The sequence below is a fragment of the Hydrogenophaga sp. T66 genome (assembly GCF_057219855.1).
The window spans coordinates 1,772,449-1,791,049 of the sequence record NZ_JBXVVX010000001.1; the positions used below are offsets into that span (position 1 = coordinate 1,772,449).

General features: G+C 70.1%; 17 protein-coding genes. 4 read left to right on the plus strand and 13 right to left on the minus strand.

All coding sequences use genetic code 11. From position 1 onward, the window contains the following. Positions 1–9 precede the first annotated feature (9 nt). The gene (locus AC2D80_RS08145) at positions 10–2,811 is read left to right on the plus strand and encodes a hypothetical protein (protein ID WP_484632465.1); all 2,802 of its coding nucleotides are present in this window, start codon (positions 10–12) and stop codon (positions 2,809–2,811) included. Between the two features lie 12 nt (positions 2,812–2,823). Here AC2D80_RS08145 and AC2D80_RS08150 read toward each other — a convergent pair whose 3' ends face one another. The 3 genes from AC2D80_RS08150 to uvrC form a co-directional block, all read right to left on the minus strand. Then, positions 2,824–3,720, minus strand: a complete 897-nt coding sequence (locus AC2D80_RS08150; RefSeq protein WP_484632466.1) for a DMT family transporter — start codon at positions 3,718–3,720, stop codon at positions 2,824–2,826. 16 nt (positions 3,721–3,736) lie between these two features. Further along, the gene (gene pgsA / locus AC2D80_RS08155) at positions 3,737–4,306 is read right to left on the minus strand and encodes a CDP-diacylglycerol--glycerol-3-phosphate 3-phosphatidyltransferase (protein WP_484632467.1); all 570 of its coding nucleotides are present in this window, start codon (positions 4,304–4,306) and stop codon (positions 3,737–3,739) included. Between the two features lie 72 nt (positions 4,307–4,378). After that, the gene (uvrC, locus tag AC2D80_RS08160) at positions 4,379–6,460 is read right to left on the minus strand and encodes an excinuclease ABC subunit UvrC (RefSeq protein ID WP_484632468.1); all 2,082 of its coding nucleotides are present in this window, start codon (positions 6,458–6,460) and stop codon (positions 4,379–4,381) included. Positions 6,461–6,519: 59 nt separating this feature from the next. Here uvrC and earP point away from each other — a divergent pair, with 59 nt between their 5' ends. The 3 genes from earP to AC2D80_RS08175 all read left to right on the plus strand — a co-directional run bounded on the left by earP (position 6,520) and on the right by AC2D80_RS08175 (position 9,203). Continuing rightward, positions 6,520–7,605 (plus strand): elongation factor P maturation arginine rhamnosyltransferase EarP, encoded by a 1,086-nt coding sequence (gene earP / locus AC2D80_RS08165; protein ID WP_484632469.1) that lies wholly within the window; start codon positions 6,520–6,522, stop codon positions 7,603–7,605. An 82-nt stretch (positions 7,606–7,687) separates the two neighbouring features. After that, positions 7,688–8,242 carry an elongation factor P gene (efp, locus tag AC2D80_RS08170; RefSeq protein ID WP_484632470.1) on the plus strand — a complete coding sequence of 185 codons (555 nt, stop codon included), beginning with the start codon at positions 7,688–7,690 and terminating at the stop codon, positions 8,240–8,242. Positions 8,243–8,333: 91 nt separating this feature from the next. Continuing rightward, the gene (locus tag AC2D80_RS08175) at positions 8,334–9,203 is read left to right on the plus strand and encodes an LOG family protein (protein WP_484632471.1); all 870 of its coding nucleotides are present in this window, start codon (positions 8,334–8,336) and stop codon (positions 9,201–9,203) included. A gap of 30 nt (positions 9,204–9,233) precedes the next feature. On the opposite strand, the gene AC2D80_RS08180 is transcribed toward AC2D80_RS08175, so the two are convergent. The 10 genes from AC2D80_RS08180 to AC2D80_RS08225 all read right to left on the minus strand — a co-directional run bounded on the left by AC2D80_RS08180 (position 9,234) and on the right by AC2D80_RS08225 (position 18,580). Continuing rightward, a complete protein-coding gene (locus AC2D80_RS08180) occupies positions 9,234–9,569 on the minus strand; it encodes a cation:proton antiporter (protein WP_484632472.1) in 336 nt (111 codons plus the stop codon). After that, positions 9,569–9,862: an MrpF/PhaF family protein gene (locus AC2D80_RS08185; protein WP_484632473.1), complete on the minus strand. Its 294-nt coding sequence runs from the start codon at positions 9,860–9,862 to the stop codon at positions 9,569–9,571. The genes AC2D80_RS08180 and AC2D80_RS08185 overlap by 1 nt, the downstream gene beginning before the upstream one ends. Next, complete coding sequence (locus AC2D80_RS08190; RefSeq protein ID WP_484632474.1) at positions 9,859–10,206, minus strand: Na+/H+ antiporter subunit E; 348 nt, start codon at positions 10,204–10,206, stop codon at positions 9,859–9,861. The genes AC2D80_RS08185 and AC2D80_RS08190 overlap by 4 nt, the downstream gene beginning before the upstream one ends. Continuing rightward, complete coding sequence (locus AC2D80_RS08195) at positions 10,203–11,663, minus strand: complex I subunit 5 family protein (RefSeq protein ID WP_484632475.1); 1,461 nt, start codon at positions 11,661–11,663, stop codon at positions 10,203–10,205. The genes AC2D80_RS08190 and AC2D80_RS08195 overlap by 4 nt, the downstream gene beginning before the upstream one ends. After that, a complete protein-coding gene (locus AC2D80_RS08200; protein ID WP_484632476.1) occupies positions 11,660–12,097 on the minus strand; it encodes a sodium:proton antiporter in 438 nt (145 codons plus the stop codon). Before AC2D80_RS08200 ends, AC2D80_RS08195 begins: the two co-directional genes overlap by 4 nt. Continuing rightward, positions 12,094–12,552, minus strand: a complete 459-nt coding sequence (locus tag AC2D80_RS08205; protein ID WP_484632477.1) for an MnhB domain-containing protein — start codon at positions 12,550–12,552, stop codon at positions 12,094–12,096. Before AC2D80_RS08205 ends, AC2D80_RS08200 begins: the two co-directional genes overlap by 4 nt. Further along, positions 12,549–14,843 carry a hydrogen gas-evolving membrane-bound hydrogenase subunit E gene (mbhE, locus tag AC2D80_RS08210; RefSeq protein ID WP_484632478.1) on the minus strand — a complete coding sequence of 765 codons (2,295 nt, stop codon included), beginning with the start codon at positions 14,841–14,843 and terminating at the stop codon, positions 12,549–12,551. Before mbhE ends, AC2D80_RS08205 begins: the two co-directional genes overlap by 4 nt. A 148-nt stretch (positions 14,844–14,991) precedes the next feature. Then, positions 14,992–16,155 carry an MFS transporter gene (locus tag AC2D80_RS08215; protein ID WP_484632479.1) on the minus strand — a complete coding sequence of 388 codons (1,164 nt, stop codon included), beginning with the start codon at positions 16,153–16,155 and terminating at the stop codon, positions 14,992–14,994. Then, on the minus strand, positions 16,152–17,585 hold the full coding sequence (locus tag AC2D80_RS08220) for a DNA recombination protein RmuC (RefSeq protein ID WP_484632480.1): 1,434 nt from the start codon (positions 17,583–17,585) through the stop codon (positions 16,152–16,154). Before AC2D80_RS08220 ends, AC2D80_RS08215 begins: the two co-directional genes overlap by 4 nt. Continuing rightward, entirely contained in the window at positions 17,582–18,580 is a 999-nt protein-coding gene (locus AC2D80_RS08225; RefSeq protein WP_484632481.1) for a 2-hydroxyacid dehydrogenase, read from the minus strand. Before AC2D80_RS08225 ends, AC2D80_RS08220 begins: the two co-directional genes overlap by 4 nt. Positions 18,581–18,601: the final 21 nt, after the last annotated feature.

Genomic DNA, 18,601 nt, shown 5'->3' on the forward strand with positions numbered 1-18,601 from the left:
GAGGTCGCCATGTTCATGACATCGCGCGCCGCCGCCGGCTTCCGCACCAGCAAGCCGGGTAGCCCATCGATCGCCAAACCGCTGGTTCCCAAGACACGCCCGGCCTGGGCCGTGAGGCCCGCTCAGCAGGTCCGCGAAATATCGTTTGTCGTCAACCCCACCCTGTTCAGGAAGGTTCCCTCAAATTACCTGTTTTCTCAGGAATACACCGTCGTGCCAGGCCACATCCATGGCGAGCTGAATGCGGCGGAGATCCAGCAGGTCGGGAAACTGAAAGGCGGGCTGTCGCCCGCGTTCTGGACGCAAGTGATGCAGATGCTCGAGACGGTCCAGGCCGGGCAACCCGGGAGTCTCGGCCATGCGCCCGACAAGAAGTCCCTCACGGTGCAACGGGGCTGGCCAGTGACTGGATCATTCGGCACCGACTACCTGAACCTCGACCTGACTGCGGCGCCCTGGAGCGAGCCCTACGCCGGCGGCAAGGAGGCGTTCACCATCGACATCGGCACCCTCGACGAAGGTTCGATGCTGGCGCTGTTCAAAGCCATGGAGCAGCAACCAGCGGTCTACTCGCTCAAAGGCGCCGAAGGTTCGCCGCCGTTCTGGCTGTGGACCGAGGCTGAGTGGATGCAGTATCTGAGCACCGGCGCCCCGCCGCCCGGCCATCCCAACTGCTGCGACTACATCATTCGCTGCCTGGAGGCGATTGCCGAGTACCAGGCGCCCGGCAACGAGGCGGTGCTGCGACTCAAGCAGGACCTCAGCCTCGTTCGCCAACCGCAGGATCTCGCGGCCGTGATTAGCGCCTACTTCCACAAGGACGACAAAGGGTATGCGCGATTCCGCAGCATGCCCGCCCGCCCGAAGTGGCCAGCGACACCCGGCTCCAAGCCCGCGATCAGCACCGCCGCGGCAGCGCCCGTCAAAGGGAAAAGCCCGCCCACCGACTCACCGGCCACGATCACCAAAATCGAGCCCTCCTGGCTCGGCGAAGAGTGGGATGAGGAGATCACGGTCGCGTCGGATGCCCACAAGGCGGTGCAGGCAGCCCAAGCGCTGGGTCGCCAGCAGCCCCACTACGCCGATTTCGCGAAGGCCGCCGGTCTTGACGATGCCGTCTTCAGCCGCCTGGCAGGCGACCTGGTGAATGACGACTCGATCTTCGGGGCGATCTTCTCCGACAAGCTTTACCACGCCTGGGGGGTGTCGTTCTTCACCGAACTGGGCAAGACGCTGAAGGCCAACCCGGCGGGTGCTGCGGCCGTGCTGTACCACCGCGAGACCTATGGACCGATCACCCACGTGTCGGCGATCTTTTTCGCCGGTGATGGCCGGGTGTGCGTGGCGCATCACGAGTCCATCAACAAGACCGACGGCAAGACGGCCATGCTCGACGGCCTCGCCGTGGACACGATCGGCAGCGTCTCCGCCAGCTACAACACGCTGCAGCTGACCAACGCCGTGCGCACCAAGTACAAGCTTCCCCACATCACCAAGGACAAGCTGCCGATCCTGCAGTCCCTGGCCAAGACCGGGCCACCGAGCGGCACGATCGTGCCGATCCGCGACTTCGAGGGCGTCGAGGCCTTCGTCTTGCAATGCGCGAACCAGTCGGCTTCGCAGATTGGCCTGGACGCCTTTCACTACGGCGTGGACCCGAGCACCACGCTGCCGGCCCTGGCGCAGGAAATCAAGGCGGGAAAACTCAAGCTCTCCCTCCAGCAAGCGCGCTTCCTGATGGCGGAACGGCAATTCGCGCTGCACCCCAAGACCCATCCCCCGGGCGCTGAAGGTCCCTTTGTGCCAGGCGAAGCGACCAACAACTGCGGTCGCTTCACCTGGGTGGCCCTGCTGGCCAGCAAGGCCCCCTGCACCGACGGCCTGGGCTACTCCGCGGCGATGGACCTGGCGGACGTGGCGGACGCCATGTACCGGGCCGGGGTTCTGGTCGACACCGACTACGCGGTGGTTGATCTGATGCGCAAGGCCGGTCGTTACAAGGACCCGAAGACCAAGCTGGTGCAGCGCGACGCTTTCTCATTCCTGGCGCTGGCCTTCGGCTGGTCGCTGGCGACCGATCTGACGAAGCCGACCGTGATTCCCGCGCCGATTCGGCGGATCTCCGTGCCCAACCAGGCCGACCTGGAGAAGACGTTTGCAGGCATGTGGAAACGACTGGACGACATGGCCAAACGCAACATCGACAGCTTCCTCGTCGAGGGCCACGCCGCGCCCGCCACGTTGCCCGCCATGCCACCCCCGGGCCCGATGCACCCGATCGCGAGCGAGGCGGACTGGGCGGATGTCGAGGCCCACATCCAGGCGTTGAGCGACGAGGACCGCAGCCGGCGCTTCATTTCGGGCAATGCCAAGGAGGTCATGGAATACCTCCGCCGCATGAAGACCCACTCGTTCTACGCCCTGCGCGATCCCAAGACACACGCCATCACGCTGTTGCTTCAAATCGAGCTGCAGGCGCCAGCGGGCTCCACCGTGCTGTGGGCCGAGGTGGGCACCAGCGTCATCCCGTCTGAGCGGAAGAAGCGGTTGGGCTTGTGGGGTGTGCACTGGGCGTGCGCGTGGGCACGCAACCGCGGCGCTCGGCTGCTGGTGGGCCAGCATGCGAAGGCCAACACCGCCGTCGAGAAGCTGCTGCCCGAAGTGGGCAAGGTCACGTACGTCGGTGAGGATAAAGGTTACCGGGCCTTCGAGGTGCCGCTGCCCGAGCCCGACAGCGAGTCCCATTGGCTCGAAGCCTTCGCGCCTGCGGGACAGTCGAGTCGTCAGCCTGCCGCACCGGCGAAGAAGTGAGTCCCGGGCCGCTCACCGGCCCGCGCGCACCACCAGGCCCACGCCCAGGGCGGTGAGCGCGGTGCCGGCGAGCGTGAGCGGTGTGACCGGCTCGCCAAACAGCAACCAAGCCAGGGCCGCCGTGCACGGCGGCACGAGGTACATCAGGCTGGTCACACTGGCAGCTGCACCCCGCTGGATCAAGAGGTACAGCAGCGAACTGCCGCCGAGCGTGAGCCCCAGCACCGACCACGCCATGGCGCCGGCCAGCTCGGCATTCCAGCGCATCGGCTCAGCCTCCAGCCAGGCCAGCGGCAGGGTGACCACCAACGCCGCCAGCAGCTGCACCGTGTTCGCCGTGCGCACGTCGCACGCCGCGACGAAGCGCTTCTGGTAGAGCGTGCCGGCCGTGATCGACAGCAGCGCTATGACGGCAAAGCCCAGGTTCAGCGGCGAGGCCTGGTCGCCGGGCGACCCGTCGACCAGCTTGCGCCAAACGACCAGCACCAACCCGGCCAGACCAAGCAGCAGACCCAGCCACTGCAGCCGTGACACGCGCGCGGCCACGCCGCCGAAGGCACTGAGCCAGATGGCCGTGAGCACCGGCTGCAGGCCCACGATGAGCGCGGACAGGCCCGAACCCATGCCGGCTTTCACCGCCGCCCACACGCCCCCCAGGTAACCGGCGTGCATCAGCGCGCCGACGACCGCCAGATGCAACCATTGCGTGCGGCTGGTCGGCCAGCGCACGCCCGCCCACAGGATCCACGGCAAAAAACACAGGATGGACAGCGCGTAGCGCACCGCCAGGAAGGACAGCGGCGGCGCATGCGGCATGCCGTAGCGCGCGACGATGAAGCCGGTGCTCCAGATCAGCACGAAGACCGCCGGCATGGCACGCAGCCAGCCGTTGTCGGACGAAGAACCCATGTCGGTGGGAGCCGGGTCAGCGCGAGCGGGCGCGGATTTCCGGCAGCGCCTTCTGCAGGTAATAGACCATGGACCACACCGTGAGCACCGCGGCGATCCAGATAAGCCAGGTGCCCCAGCGGTGGGTGTCGATCACACCGAACAGGCGGTCGTGGTACAGCAGGAAGGGAATGGCCACCATCTGCACGGTGGTCTTGACCTTGCCGATCATGTGGACCGCCACGCTGCGCGTCGCACCGATCGTGGCCATCCACTCGCGCAGGGAAGAGATGGCGATTTCGCGGCCGATGATGATCAGCGCCACGAACACGTCGGCCCGGTCCATGTGCACGAGCACCAGCAGGCTGGCGCAGACCAGGAACTTGTCGGCCACCGGATCGAGGAAGGCGCCGAACGCGGAAGTGAGATTCATCCGCCGCGCCAGGTACCCGTCGGCCCAGTCGGTCAGGGCGAACACCACGAACATCACCGTCGCCACCTGGTTCTGCTGGGCCGGCGTCAGGCCGTCCCAATAGAACACCGCCACGATGAGTGGAATGGCCACGATCCGGGCCCAGGTCAGCAGCGTCGGCAGGTTGAAGAACATGGGCCGATTATGCGGTGCCCCCGGGGTGTATCGGCCGACCCGCGCGCGACACGCGCCGGCGGGATCGCCGGCTCAGTGCAGCGCGCGGTAGATCGCGTCGGCCAGGTCGGCCGAGATGCCCTCCACCGTGGCCAGGTCTTCCACGCTGGCCGCGGCCACGCCGCGCACGCCGCCGAAGCGCTGCAGCAGCCGCGCCCGCTTCTTCGGACCCACGCCCGGAATGTCCTCCAGCTGGCTGCCACCGGTGCGCACCTTGGCGCGCTGGGCGCGCATGCCGGTGATGGCGAAGCGGTGGGCTTCGTCACGGATCTGGGCAACCAGCATCAGCGCCGCGGAATCGTGACCAAGGTAGACCTTCGGCCGCCCATCGGCAAACACCAGTTCCTCCAGGCCGACCTTGCGGCCCTCGCCTTTCTCCACGCCGACGATCAGCGACAGGCTGATGCCCAGCTGCGTGAACACCTCGCGGGCCACGCCGACCTGCCCCTTGCCGCCGTCGATCAGCACGATGTCCGGCAGGCGAGGCCCGCCGGGCAGCGCGCGATCCGGCGTGGGTTCTGCCGCGGTTTCGGGCGTGGGTTCGTCGGCCGCCAGCGCCTCGTTGTCCTCGCCAGCCAGCGGCTCCGCCACCGCGTCGCCGTCGGCGGCGCGGATGGCCTGGACGAGCTTGCCGTAGCGCCGGGTGAGCACCTGTCGCATCGCCGCGTAATCGTCGCCGGGCGTGATGCCGTCGATCTTGTAGCGCCGGTACTGGGCGCTCTGCATCTTGTGGTCCTCGAACACCACGCACGAGGCCTGGGTGGATTCGCCGGCGGTGTGGGAGATGTCGAAACATTCGATGCGCAGCGTCTCCAGCGCGTCATCAGAGAGATGGAGCACTTCGGCGAGCGCGCGGGTGCGCGCCTGCTGGCTGCCTTCCTCCGCCAGCAGGCGCGCCAGCGCGATGTCGGCGTTCTTCTGCGCCATCTCCAGCCAGATCCGGCGGTGCTCGCGCGGCTGGTGGACCGCGGCCACCCGACTGCCCGCGGCCTCGCCCAGCGCGGCCACGAGCGCTTTGTCCACCGGGTGGCTCGTGACCAGCACGTGCGGCGGCGCGGCGCCCAGGTAGTGCTGGGCAATGAACGCCTCCAGCACGCGCCGCGCGGTGCGCTCGGCCGGGTCGGTGACGTCCGTCACCTCGGCAGGCCCGTCGCCCCCCTCGCCCTCGGCGGCCCACAGGTCCTCCATGGCCGCGGCATCGTCGACATGCGCCGGAAAGTAGGGCCGGTCGCCCAGGTGGCGCCCGCCGCGCACCATGGCCAGGTTCACGCACGCGCGGCCGCCCTGCACCTTCACCGCGAGGATGTCCACGTCCTTGTCGCTCGCGGTGTCCATCGTCTGCTGGTGCAGCACCCGCGACAGCGCCGTCATCTGGTTGCGGATCTCCGCCGCCTGCTCGAACTCCAGCCGCTCGGCGTGCTGCAGCATGCGCTGCTCCAGCGCGTCGAGCACCGCCTGGGTTTCGCCCCGCAGAAAGCGCTCGGCGTCTCGCACGTCGCGGGCGTAGTCCTCCTGGTCGATCAGGTCCACGCAGGGCCCGCTGCAGCGCTTGATCTGGTAGAGCAGGCAAGGCCGCGTGCGGTTGGCAAACACCGTGTCTTCGCAGGTGCGCAGGCGAAACACCTTTTGCAGCAGCGTGATCGATTCCTTCACCGCCCACGCGCTGGGGTACGGGCCGTAGTAGCTGTGGCGCCGGTCGACCGCGCCGCGGTAGTACGCCATCCGCGGAAAGGCCACCGACGGTACCGGCATGCGCGCCGCGGTGCGGAAGGTCTCGCGGGTGCCGGTGATCTTGAGGTACGGGTAGCTCTTGTCGTCGCGGAACAGGATGTTGAACCGCGGGTTGAGCGTCTTGATCAGGTTGTTTTCAAGCAGCAGGGCTTCGGCCTCGCTGCGCACGACCGTCGTCTCCAGCCGCACGATCTTGCCCACCATGTGGCCGATGCGCGTGCCCCCGTGGTCCTTCTGGAAGTAGCTCGAGACCCGCTTCTTGAGGTTGCGCGCCTTGCCCACATACAGCAGCTGTCCGGCCGCGTCGAAATAGCGGTAGACGCCGGGCAGCGCCGGCAGCGCGGCCACCTCGGCCAGCAGTTGATCGGAATGCACCTCGGACATGGGCCCGTATTGTGGCGGCGCCCGAACGGACCCGCGCCCGGCTGCGGCAAGATCGGGGCATGTCCAGCCCCGACGTCCTGCCCCCGCTGCTGTGGGATGTGTTCTGCCGCGTCATCGACAACCACGGCGACGTGGGCGTGTGCTGGCGCCTGTCGAGCCAGCTGGCGGCGCGCGGCCAGCGCGTGCGTCTGTGGATCGACGACGCCGCCGCCCTGACCTGGATGGCGCCACAGGGCGCGCCGGGGGTGCAGGTCCGTCCCTGGACCGCCGACCCGCTGCCCGCGGCCGACGCGCCGGGTGACGTCTGGGTCGAGGCCTTTGGCTGCGAACTGCCCGAAGCCTTTGTGGCCGCGCGCGCCGCGCGGACCGCGCCCGATCCGGTGTGGATCAACCTGGAATACCTCAGCGCCGAAGCCTTCGTCGAACGGGCGCACCGCCTGCCCTCGCCGGTGATGCACGGCCCGGGCCGGGGTCTGGTCAAGACCTTTTTCTACCCCGGCTTCACGGCGCGCACCGGCGGACTGCTGCGCGAACCCGACCTGATGCCGCGCCAAGCGGCGTTTGACGCGCCAACCTTTCGGCGCCGGCTGGAGCTGCCGGACGGCCCGCTGGCCAGCCTCTTTTGCTACGAGCCGCCGGGCCTGGCCAGCCTCGTGACCAGCGCCGAACACGCCGAGGCCCACGACCCGGGGTCCGGAACGGCCTGGGCCATCACCCCGGGGCGGGCGGCGCGCGCGCTTGAAGCCCTGCCCCACCCGCCGCCGGCGCGCACCCGGGCCCTTCCCTGGCTCACGCAGACCGACTTCGACCACCTGCTGTGGGCCTGCGATGTGAATTTCGTGCGCGGCGAGGACTCGCTGGTGCGGGCGCTGTGGGCCGGAAAACCGTTTGTGTGGCACATCTACCCGCAACACGACGACGCCCACCACGCCAAGCTCGATGCCTTCCTGCGCTGGCTCGACGCCCCGCCGGACTGGCGCGACCTGCACCGCGCGTGGAACGGAATCACCGCGATCCCGGCGGTCTGGCCGACGCCCGACCGCCTCAGTGCCTGGGCCGAGGTGGCGCAGGCCGCCCGCCAGCGCCTGCTCGCACAGCCCGACCTGGTCAGCCAGCTGCTCGGGCTCGTCGCCGAAAAGCGATAAAATTCAAGGCTTTGCGACCAGCAGCCTGGCGCCCGAACCCCGCACCGGGGCGGCCGCGCCGCCAACTCCCCCGGAACCTCTTATGAAAATCGCCCAAGAAATCCGCGCCGGCAACGTGATCATGCACGGCAAGGACCCGATGATCGTGCTGCGCACCGAGTACGCCCGCGGCGGCCGCGGCGCCGCCACCGTGCGCATGAAACTCAAGGGCCTGCTCGGCAACATCGGCACCGAAGTCGTGTTCAAGGCCGACGACAAGATGGACCAGATCATCCTGGACCACAAGGAGTGCACCTACTCCTACTTCGCCGACCCGATGTACGTGTTCATGGACGCCGACTACAACCAGTACGAGGTGGAAGCCGAGAACATGGGCGACGCGCTGAACTACCTCGAAGACGGCATGGCCGTCGAGGTGGTGTTCTACGACGGCAAGGCCATTTCGGTCGAGCTGCCGACCAGCGTCGTGCGCGAAATCACCTGGACCGAGCCCGCCGTCAAGGGCGACACCTCGGGCAAGGTGCTCAAGCCGGCCAAGATCGCCACCGGGTTCGAAGTGCCGGTGCCGCTGTTCGTCAGCCAGGGCGACAAGATCGAGATCGACACCCGCACCGGCGAGTACCGCAAGCGCGTCTGAGTCCGTTCGCGGACCCGGCCCGTTCTGAAGGCTCCCGCGGGAGCCTTTGTTTTTTCCGGCGCCCACGCGCCGGGCATTTGGGAATCATGGGATGGAACAACAGGAAATCAGCCAGCGCCGACTGGCCGACGCGTGGGCCGAACTGCAGGCCCACGCCACCAACGGCAATCCGCTGCAGGCCGATGCCTACCGGCTCGCCTTCGCCGACCCCGAGTTCCTGCTGCGCCGGGAAACGCGAGGGATCCGGTTCCAGCTGGAGATGCTCAAGCCCGACCTCGCCCAGCACGACCTCGGCATCGAAAACACCATCGTCGTCTTCGGCTCGGCCCGGTTTCGCGAACCGGCCGAGGCCGAGGCCGCCCTGGCGCAAGCCGAGGCCAGCGGCGACGCCCGCGCGATCGCCCGCGCGCGCGCGCTGGTGCGCAACGCCCCGTACTACGACCACGCGCGCGCCTTCGCGCGTCTGGTCGCGCGCTACAGCGCCCGCTGCCCCGAGGCCGACCGGCTCTACATCTGCACCGGCGGCGGCCCGGGGATCATGGAAGCGGCCAACCGCGGCGCGGCCGACGAAGGCGCGCTCAACGTCGGTCTGAACATCGCCCTGCCGCACGAGCAATCGGCCAACCCCTACATCTCGCCCGAGCTGAGCTTCAAGTTCCACTACTTCGCGCTGCGCAAGATGCATTTCATGATGCGGGCGAAGGCGCTGCTGGCCTTCCCCGGCGGCTTCGGCACGCTCGATGAGCTGTTCGAGGTGATCACCCTCGTGCAGTGCAAGAAGGCCAAGCCGGTGCCGATCCTGCTGTTCGGCACGGCCTACTGGAAGCGGCTGATCGACTTCAACGTGCTGGTGGAAGAAGGCGCGATCTCGCCCGAAGACCTCGACCTGTTCCAGTTTGTCGATGACCCGCAGACGGCCTGGGAGGCCATCGTGCGCTTCTACGGGTTGCCCGCGGCCTGAGGGCGGTCGCGCGACGCAGCGCCCCCGCCGTCAGCCGGCGTCGGAGCCGCGCGTGCTGAGCACCGGCGCGCCGTCGATCGCGGCGCGGTGGGCGGCGGATTCCCGCACCGCCGCGCGCGCGAGCAGGTGCGACGCCAGCGGCAGTGTGACCAGCAGGAAACCGACGATCAGCGCGAGCCGCCACCACCACCCGCCGTCCGGCACCAGCAGCGCCGCGCCGATGCCGACGAAGGCCACGGCCAGCGTGCCGGCCTTGGTGGCCGCGTGCTGACGGGCCAGCGCGTCGGGCAACGCGATCACGCCCCAGGCGGCGATGAGCAGCAGCAGCGCGCCCGCGGCAAGAAACACCAGCGCCAGCACGTCCATCAGCGATCCTCTCCCTCGGCTCCGCGTTCGACCAGGCGCGCCCAGCCCACGGTGCCGACAAAACCGACAAGCGCCAGACCGATGGCGACATCCAGGAACACGGTACGCGCCGTGGCCAGCGACGCGGCCAGGCACAGCACCACCGCCGCCGCCAGGAAAATGTCCAGCGCCACCACCCGGTCGGCCGCGGTGGGCCCGCGGAGCAATCGCACCGTGGCCAGGGCCAGCGCCAGCAACGCGATCACGACCAGCCCGGCCACGGCCCATCCCACCACGCTGCTCACGACGCTCATGACGACCTCCCGAAGAGGGTGATCAGGTCGGGCTCGAAGTCATCGCGGATGCCTTGCACCACGGCCGCGGGATCGGCGCCGTCGAGCACGTGGAGCAGCAGTTCGTGCACGCGCATGTCGATGTCCAGCGTGGTCGTGCCCGGCGTGAGCGACACCATGCAACCCAGCAGCGCCGCGCCGGCCTCGCTCATCGGCGCAAAGCGCACGCGCAGGAACACCGGGGTCGGCGCGGGACCGCCGGTGCCGCTGGCCCGCGCGATCGCCACCACCGTCTGCCAGCCAGACACCAGCAGCGCGCGGACGAAGCGAGCGGCCAGGCGCAGGGCGGCGGCCAAGCGCTTCATCGGGCACCTCCGAGTTCCCGGGCAGCGGCCTCGGCAAAGCCGATCAGGGCCTGCGGGTTCAGGCCGATGGCCAGCGTGATCGCGGCCAGCGCCAGCGTGACCACCCACGCCGCCGCGACCCGCGCCCCGGGCTGGGGCCGCCAGGCGGCGTCGGGGTGCGGCTTCCAGAACGCCTGCATCCAGATTTTCATCATCGAATACAGCGTGAGCACGCTGACCGCCAACGCGATCGCCACCCACGCGAAACGCTCCTGCGCCAGCGCCTCCTGCAACACCAGCAGCTTGGCCCAGAAGCCCGAGAGCGGCGGAATACCCACCAGCGACAGCGCGGGCACCAGGAACAGCAGCGCCAGTGCTGGCCGCGCCTCGTACAGGCCGCCAATGCGGCGCAGGTCGTAGCTGCCGGTGGCGCGCCAGATGAGCGCCGCGATCAGGAACAGGTTGGCCTTCACGACGATGTGGTGCAGCGTGTAGAACAGCGTGGCGGCGTGGCCCGCGTCACCGCCCAGGGCGATGGCCAGCAGGATGTAGCCGATCTGGCTGATGATGTGAAAGGCCAGGATGCGCCGCATGTCCCAGTGGTACGCCGCACCCAGCACGCCCAGCAGCATGGTGGCGGCGGCGATCCAGCCCAGGGCCTCGCGCAGCAGCGGGCCCGTGGCGTCGGCGAACACGTCGCCGGTGGTGCGCAACACCGCGTACACCCCAACCTTGGTCAACAAGCCGGCGAACAGCGCCAGCACCGGCGCAGGCAGCGTGTGGTACGAGGCGGGCAACCACGCGAACAGCGGGAAGGCCCCCGCCTTCACCAGGAAGGCCAGCAGCAGCGCGCCCACCAGCAGCGTGCCCAGCGCGGGCGGCAGCGCGCCGGCCGCTGCGGCGAGGGCCTCGTAGTTCAGGTGGCCGGTGGCCGCATAGACCATGCCCACAGCGAACAGCAGCAGCAAGGTCCCCATCAGGTTGAGCACCAGGTACTTGAAGGCCGCGTCGAGCTGATCGGTGCGCCCGCCGAGCACGAACAGGCCCAGCGCGCCCATCAGCATGACCTCGAACCAGACGTAGAGGTTGAACAGGTCGGCCGTGGCAAACGCACCGCCCACCCCCGCCAGCAGGCCGTGCACCAGCGGCAGGAGCAACGGGGGTTGCGGTGAGGTGTCCGCGTCGCTGGCCAGGAACAGGAGCGTGGCCACGCCCATCAGCGCGCTGATCAGCAGCAAGGACGCACCGGTGCGGTCGATGCGGAACTCGATCCCAAACGGTGCCGCCCAGTCGCCGAAGGCGGTGGCCAGGGTGGCCGCGCCATGGGCCTGATCCACCAGCGCCAGCGCGCAGAGCAGCAACAACACGCCCCCCAAGCCGCTGAGCGCGGCCTGCAGGCGCGGGTGGCGCGCGGCCAGGGCCGTGACCGCGACCGTGGCCAGCGGCACCAGCACCGGGGAGGCGGCGAGCGCGCTCATCGGAGAGTCTCCAGCGCGTCGGGCGCGGCCGGCGGATGCAGCGGCTCGTGGCGCGGATCGGCCACGGGCGGTTTGACCGGGTCGTCGGGGTGCGGCTCGGCCTGGCGCAGCGCGAGGGCATCGTCGGTGCCGGCGCGCTGCACGAGGCGCAGCACCAGCGCCAGCGCGAAGCACAACAAGGCAAAGCCGATCACGATGGCGGTGAGCACGAGCGCCTGCGGCAGCGCGTTGGCGGCCTCACCGAGCGCGGTCTCGCCCAGCGCCACGACCGCCGGCTGCGCGGAGCCGATGCGCCCCGAGGCAAACAGCGCGAGGTTGACGCCCGCGCCCATCAGGCTCAGGCCGATGACGCACCGGAACACATCGCGCGACAAAGCCAGGTAGGTGCCCGCGGCGATGGTCACGCCCACCGTGAGGGCCAGCCACAGGATCATGGCGCGCCCTCCCCGCCGGCGTCGCCCGGCTCGTCGAGCCCCAGCAGCGCCAGCGCATAACCGGCCAGCGCGCCCCACACGGCGAGGTACACGCCGAGGTCAAACAGCATCACGGTCGACAGCTTGAGTTCGGTGAAGCCCAGCGGCAGGCTGAACCACCAGTGGGTGAGGAACGGTTGACCGGCCGTGAGCGCCGGCACGCCGGACGCCGCCCCCAGCAGCACGCCCAGCGCCGCCAGCCGCACCGGGTCGCGCAGCGGCAAACGCCGGCTGGCCGCCGCGCTGCCGTGGGCCACCGCCCACAGCACCGACGCACTCACCGCCACCAGCCCGCCAATGAACCCGCCGCCGGGCTCGTTGTGGCCGCGCAGCAGCACCCACAGCGACGCCAGCAGGATCAGCGCGTACAGCGGCCGCGCCAGCACCACCAGGATGACCAGGGGACCGCGCGTCATGCGCCCTCCCCGCCCGCGGGGCGACGCCGGCCGCGGGCCGCGGCCAGCAAGCCCCAGGCCGCCAGGAACGACAGCATCACGACGCTGATTTCACCGAGCGTGTCGAGCGCGCGGAAGTCGACCAGGATCACGTTGACCACGTTGCGGCCGAAGGCCTCGGGCACGCTGACCGCGGCGAAGTAGTCGGTGAGCGCCGTGTCCAGCGGAGCCGCGCTGACCAGCAGCAGCATGACGGCACAGACCGTGCCGAAAGCGACGGCCACCAGCGCGGCCAGCGGCCGGAAGCCCTCGCGGCGCCCGCGGCCCAGACCGCGGCGGCGCAATTGCATCAGGACACTGGCCACCACGATCACCAGGATGGCTTCGACCACGAACTGCGTGTAGGCCACGTCGGGGGCACCGAGGAAGAGGAAGAAGACGCCGCTGCCGAAGCCGACCAGGCCCGCGGTCAGCAGGAGCACCAGCCGGTCACGGGCGCCCAGCGCGAGCACCGCACCGGCCATCACCAGCGCGCCCGCGCCCCAGACGCCGGCACTCGGCGCCGTCCACGCCGGCCACGACCACGCGCCCGCGCCGGCCAGCAGCAGCGCCGCCAGCGCCAGCGTCACGCTGCCCAGCAAGCCCACGCCATACGCCGGCAGGCGACCGTGCTGCAGCGCGCGGGTGGTTCGGGCCGCGAGCCAGGGGAGCGCCTCGAGCGAGCGCTCGTAGATCGACGCCATCGCCACGCGCCGCAGGAACGGCCCGGCGCGCTCGAACTGGCGGTGCAGCGGGTCCCACAAGGCGTAAATCACCGCGCCGATCGCCAGCGTGATCGCCAGCGAGCCCAGCGCGGGGCCGAACGAGGGCGTGAGCTGCAACACCACGGTCACGTCGGCCGGCGTCATGGCCGTGGATGCGCCGGCCAGCAGGTCCTCGATGAAGAAGGGGAACAGCCCCAGCACCACGCCGATGCTGGCCAGCACGAGCGGCGGGCCCACCAGCGCGGGGCCGCCTTCGTGGGCGTCCGGCGGCGTCTCATTGGTGCCGGGGTGGCGCCAGAACACGCGGATCGCCGCCACGCCGGCCACGGCCACCGCGATGGCGCCGAAAATGGTGTTGGCCACCTCGGCAAAGGCGGCGACGTCGCCGCTGCTTTTCGCCGCCACGATCACGTCCTTGGCGATGTAGCCGAAGGACAGCGGCATGCCCGCCATCGAGGCCCCGGCCAGCAGCGCGGCCGCGGCCGTCCACGGCATGGCGTGGCGCAGGTTGCCCAGACGGTCGATGACACGGGTGCCGGTGCCGTGGTCGATGTTGCCGGCCACGAAGAACAACGGCGCCTTGTACAGCGCGTGCGCCAGCAGCAGCGCACCCACCGCCACCGTGGCGCCCTCGCCGCGCAGGCCCACCAGCGTGACCAGGGTGCCGAGCGTGGCCACGGTAGACCAGGCCAGGATGCGCTTGAGGTCGCGCTCGCGCAAGGCCAGCGCCATGCCCCACGCGGCGGTGATGCTGCCCGCGCCCTTCAGGGCCCAGGCCCAGAGCGGCCAGTCGCCAAACCCCGGGTCCAGCCGGGCGAGCAGGTACACGCCGAGCTTGACCATGGTGGCCGAGTGCAGGTACGCCGACACCGGGGTGGGCGCGGCCATGGCGTTGGGCAGCCAGAAGTGGAAGGGAAACTGCGCGCTCTTGGTGAACGCGCCGATCAGGATCAGCACGAGCGCGGCCGTGAGTGCCGGGGTCTGGGCGGTGCCGGGCAGGCGGGCGATGATGTCGCTGAGCTGCGCGGTGCCCATGGCCTGAGCCAGCAGGATGAAGCCCGCCAGCAGCGCGAGGCCGCCGGTGCCGGTGACCAGCAGCGCCTGCTGGGCCGACTGCCGGCTCGAGGCCTGCGCGTGGTTGAAGCCGACCAGCATGAAGGAAGTCAGGCTGGTCATCTCCCAGAACAGGAACAGCACGAACAGGTTGTCCGCGGTCACGCAGCCAATCATGGCCACCATGAACAGCGCCAGCAGCACATACAGCCGGTGTTGCTGCGGGTGACCGGCGAGGTAACCACCGGCGTAGACGAACACCGCCGACCCCACGCCGGTGATCATCAGCAGCATCAGCACCGACAGGCCATCGACCCGGAACGACCAGTCCACGCCCAGCGAGGGCACCCACGCCGCGTGCCAGCGCCAGGGCAGCTCGTGCGTCAGCAGCAGACCGACCAGCACCGCCAGCGCCAGCACCGGCAGCGCCGTGAAGGCGCAGCGCGCGGCCAGCGAGAGGCCGGCGTCGGTGTCGGGGTGGGCGGGGTGGGCCATGCGGAGGATCGGCGTTCTGCGGCGTCGTTCTTCGGGCGTTGGGTGGTCGCCGGCGCGGCGCGAGAGGGCCCGCAGCGCAGACACAAGCATGCCCGATTCGCTCGCCCGACCCCGAGTTCCCGCGACACCGGATTTTTTTGAGGGGCTGTCAGGCTTTTGCAAGCCCGGCGCGCAGGCCACGCACCAGCGGCACCCCGCCGCCCACCAGCGCGCCGGCCACCCAGAACACCGCCGACGCCCCGACGACCGCGCCCGCGCTGCCGAACAGCAAGGGCATCGCCACGCTGGAGGCGTTGATGGCCATGGCGCGCAGGCCGATGGCCTCGCCGTGGCGGCTGGCCGGCGTGATCTGGTGCAGCGTGCTCATGATCATCGGCTGCACACTGCCCAGCGCGAAGCCCAGCAGCGCCGAGGCCACGCCCATGGCCAGCGCTCCCGGCATCCACGGGTAGACCAGCAGGATCGCCGCGGTCGCGGCCATGGCCACCGCGATGACGCGGGTCTCGTGCAAGCGCGCCGCGATCACGGGCAGCGCCAGCCGCACGACCGTGGCCGCCACCGCAAAGGCCGCCAGCACACTGCCGATCGCCGTGGCGCTGATGCCGCGCTCATGGCCGAGCAAGGGCACGACAAAGGTGTGCACATCCCAGCAGGACGACAGCAGCCAGTTCACCACGAGCAGGCGCCGGAAGCCCGGCAGGGCGAGCAGCTCGCGCGAGGCCCGGCGCGTCCCGGTGTCCGGGGCTGGTCGCGGCGGTGCCTCGGGCACGGTGCGCAGCGCGAGCAAGGCCAGCGGCGGCAGGCAGGCCAGCGCGAAGAAGGCGGCGCGAAAGCCCGCGAGGTCGATCACCAGCCCGGCCAGAAACGGGCCCACCACGTTGGCGATCGCCGGTCCGGTGGACATCGCGCTGAACACCTGTCGCAGCCCGGCCGGCCCGTCGGCCAGGGTGCCGACGTAGCGCTGCAGCGCGATGAGCGACAAGCCGCTGGCCGCTCCGGCACACAAGGCCGCCGCGCACAGGACGAGGTACACCGGCCAGATCACCGCGAGGGTGCCGCCGGTCAACGCCACCGCGACGGCCAGCCGCATCGGCCGGTGCAAGCCGTGGCGGTCGGTGAAACGGCCGGCGGGAAGCGCCAGAAACACCTGCGACAGCGCGAAGAGCGCCATCAGCACCCCCACCGCCAGCGCGCTGTGGCCTTCGCGCAAAGCCAGCAGCGGCGCGGCCAGACGCAGGCCGGCCATGGCCGCGTGCAGGCTGACTTGCGCGGCGACGAGCCGCGTCAGCCGACCGCGCAGGCCGGGGCTCAAGCGTCGGACTCGCCGGCGGCGCCGCCGTCGGGCGGGAGCAGGCGCTGGGCCTGGTCGGCGGGCAGCGCCTCCACGCCCTTGAGCGCCCGGCCCATGGCGCGGCTGCGGACCTCGGCCTGGTCGAGCGTGTTGAGCACGGTCTGTGTCTGGCTTTTCACCTTGGCCAGCACGTCACCGAACTTGCCGAACTCGGTCTTCACCGCGCCCAGCACCTGCCAGACCTCGCTGCTGCGCTTCTCCAGCGCGAGCGTGCGAAAACCCATCTGCAGCGAGTTGAGCATGGCCATCAGCGTGGTGGGGCCGGCGAGCGTGACGCGGTGTTCGCGCTGGAGCGCTTCCATCAGGCCCGGCCGGCGCAGCACCTCGGCGTACAGGCCTTCGGTGGGCAGGAACAGGATGGCGAAGTCGGTGGTGTGCGGGGGCTCGAGGTATTTGTCGGCCATGGACCGCGCTTCCAGGCGGATCCGCTGCTCCAGCGCGCGGCCCGCCAACTCGGCGGCTTCGGCGTCGGCGCGCTGCTGGGCATCCAGCAGGCGCTCGTAGTCCTCGTTCGGGAACTTGGCGTCGATGGGAAGCCAGCAAGGCGCGCCGTCGTCGCCGCGGCCGGGCAACTTGATCGCGAAATCCACCGGGTTGCGGCTGCCGGGCCGCGTCACGACCTGCGTACCGTACTGGTCGGGCGCGAACACCTGCTCCAGCAGCGCCGCGAGCTGGGCCTCGCCGAACATGCCACGGGTCTTGACGTTGGTGAGCAGGTGCTTGAGGTCGCCCACACCCTGGGCCAGCGTCTGCATCTCGCCCAGGCCCTTGTGCACCTGCTCCAGCCGCTCGGCCACCTGCCGGAAGCTCTCGCCGAGCCGTGCCTGCAGCGTCGCCTGCAGCTTCTCATCCACCACGGCGCGCATCTCGTCGAGCTTGGCGGCGTTGCCGGCCTGCAGCTGGGCGAGCTGGGCGTCCAGGGTGGTGCGGATCTCCGCCAGACGGCGGGCGTTGGCCTCGCTCATGTCCTGAAGCTGTCGGGCCAGGGTGTCGCCCAACGCGCCGCGCAACAACACGAGTTGCTGCGCGAAGCCGTCGAGCTGGGCGTTTTGCGTGCGCGTGGTCTCGGCGGACTGGGCCGTGAGCGACTCCTGGAAGCGGTTCAGGCTCTGCGCCTGCTCCTGCCGCGCGGCGCGGGCGTTGTCGGCCACCTCGCGGCGCAGCTCCCCCTCCACGTGGTCCAGCCGCTGGGCGAGCTGCTGCGCGCCCAGCTGCAGGGTCTGCTGGCTTTGCGCCAGCTGCTGAAGCTGCGCGAGCAGGGCCTGGCGGTGCGCCAGTTCCGCCTCGTCGGGACCGGCCGGCCGGCGCAGCAGGACCACCAACAGCCCGACGGCAGCAAGCGCCAGCAGCCCGATCAGCGCCAGCGCGACCGGCAGCGCGCCACCGGTCACGGCCGGGCGCCCCGACCGATGATGTCGGCGTTCAGCGGCGTGCGCGGCTGGCCGGTGGTGAGGTAATCGATGACGTTGTTGGCGGCGAGCATCGCCATCGCACGGCGGGTGGCGATGGTGGCGCTGGCGATGTGCGGTGTGAGCACCACGTTGGGCACGGTCAGCAGATCGGGATGGACCGCCGGTTCGCCCTCAAACACGTCCAGCCCCGCAGCCGCGATGCGGCGCTCCTTGAGCGCCGCGGCCAGCGCGGCATCGTCGACGATGCCTCCGCGTGCCACGTTGATCAGCGTGGCGCTGGGCTTCATCTGCGCAAGCTCGGCCGCACCGATCGCGTGGTGGCTCTCGGCGCTGTAGGGCAGCACGAGGATGAGGTGATCCGACTCGCGCAGCAGCGTGGCCTTGTCCACGTAGCGAGCCCGGCACTCGGCCTCGGTGGCCGCGTCCAGGCGGGAGCGGTTGTGATAGATCACGTTCATGCCAAACCCGTGGGCGCCGCGGCGGGCGATGGCCTGTCCGATCCGGCCCATGCCGAGGATGCCGAGCGTGCTGCCGTGCACCTCGGCACCGGCGAACATGTCCAGGCTCCACTTGTTCCAGCGCCCGGCGCGCAGGAAATGCTCGCTCTCGGTGAGACGTCGCGCGGTGGCCATGATCAGCGCAAAGCCGAAGTCGGCCGTGGTTTCGGTGAGCACGTCGGGCGTGTTCGTCGCCACCACGCCGGCGGCGCTGAGCGCGGGCACGTCGAAGTTGTTGTAGCCCACAGCGATGTTGGCCACGATGCGCAGCTGCGGACAAGCCGCCGCCACCGCACCATCGATGCGCTCGCTGCCCGTGGTCATCGCCCCGACCTTGCCCTGCAACCGCGCGATCAGCGCGTCGCGGGACAGGACCTCGTCGCTGTCGTTGTGGTCGACGTCGACGTGACGGGACAGGTGCTCGATCACCTCCGGGAACACGCGGCGGCTGACAAAAATGGCGGGGCGCTGGGCCATGGGACAAGTCTCCAGATAAGG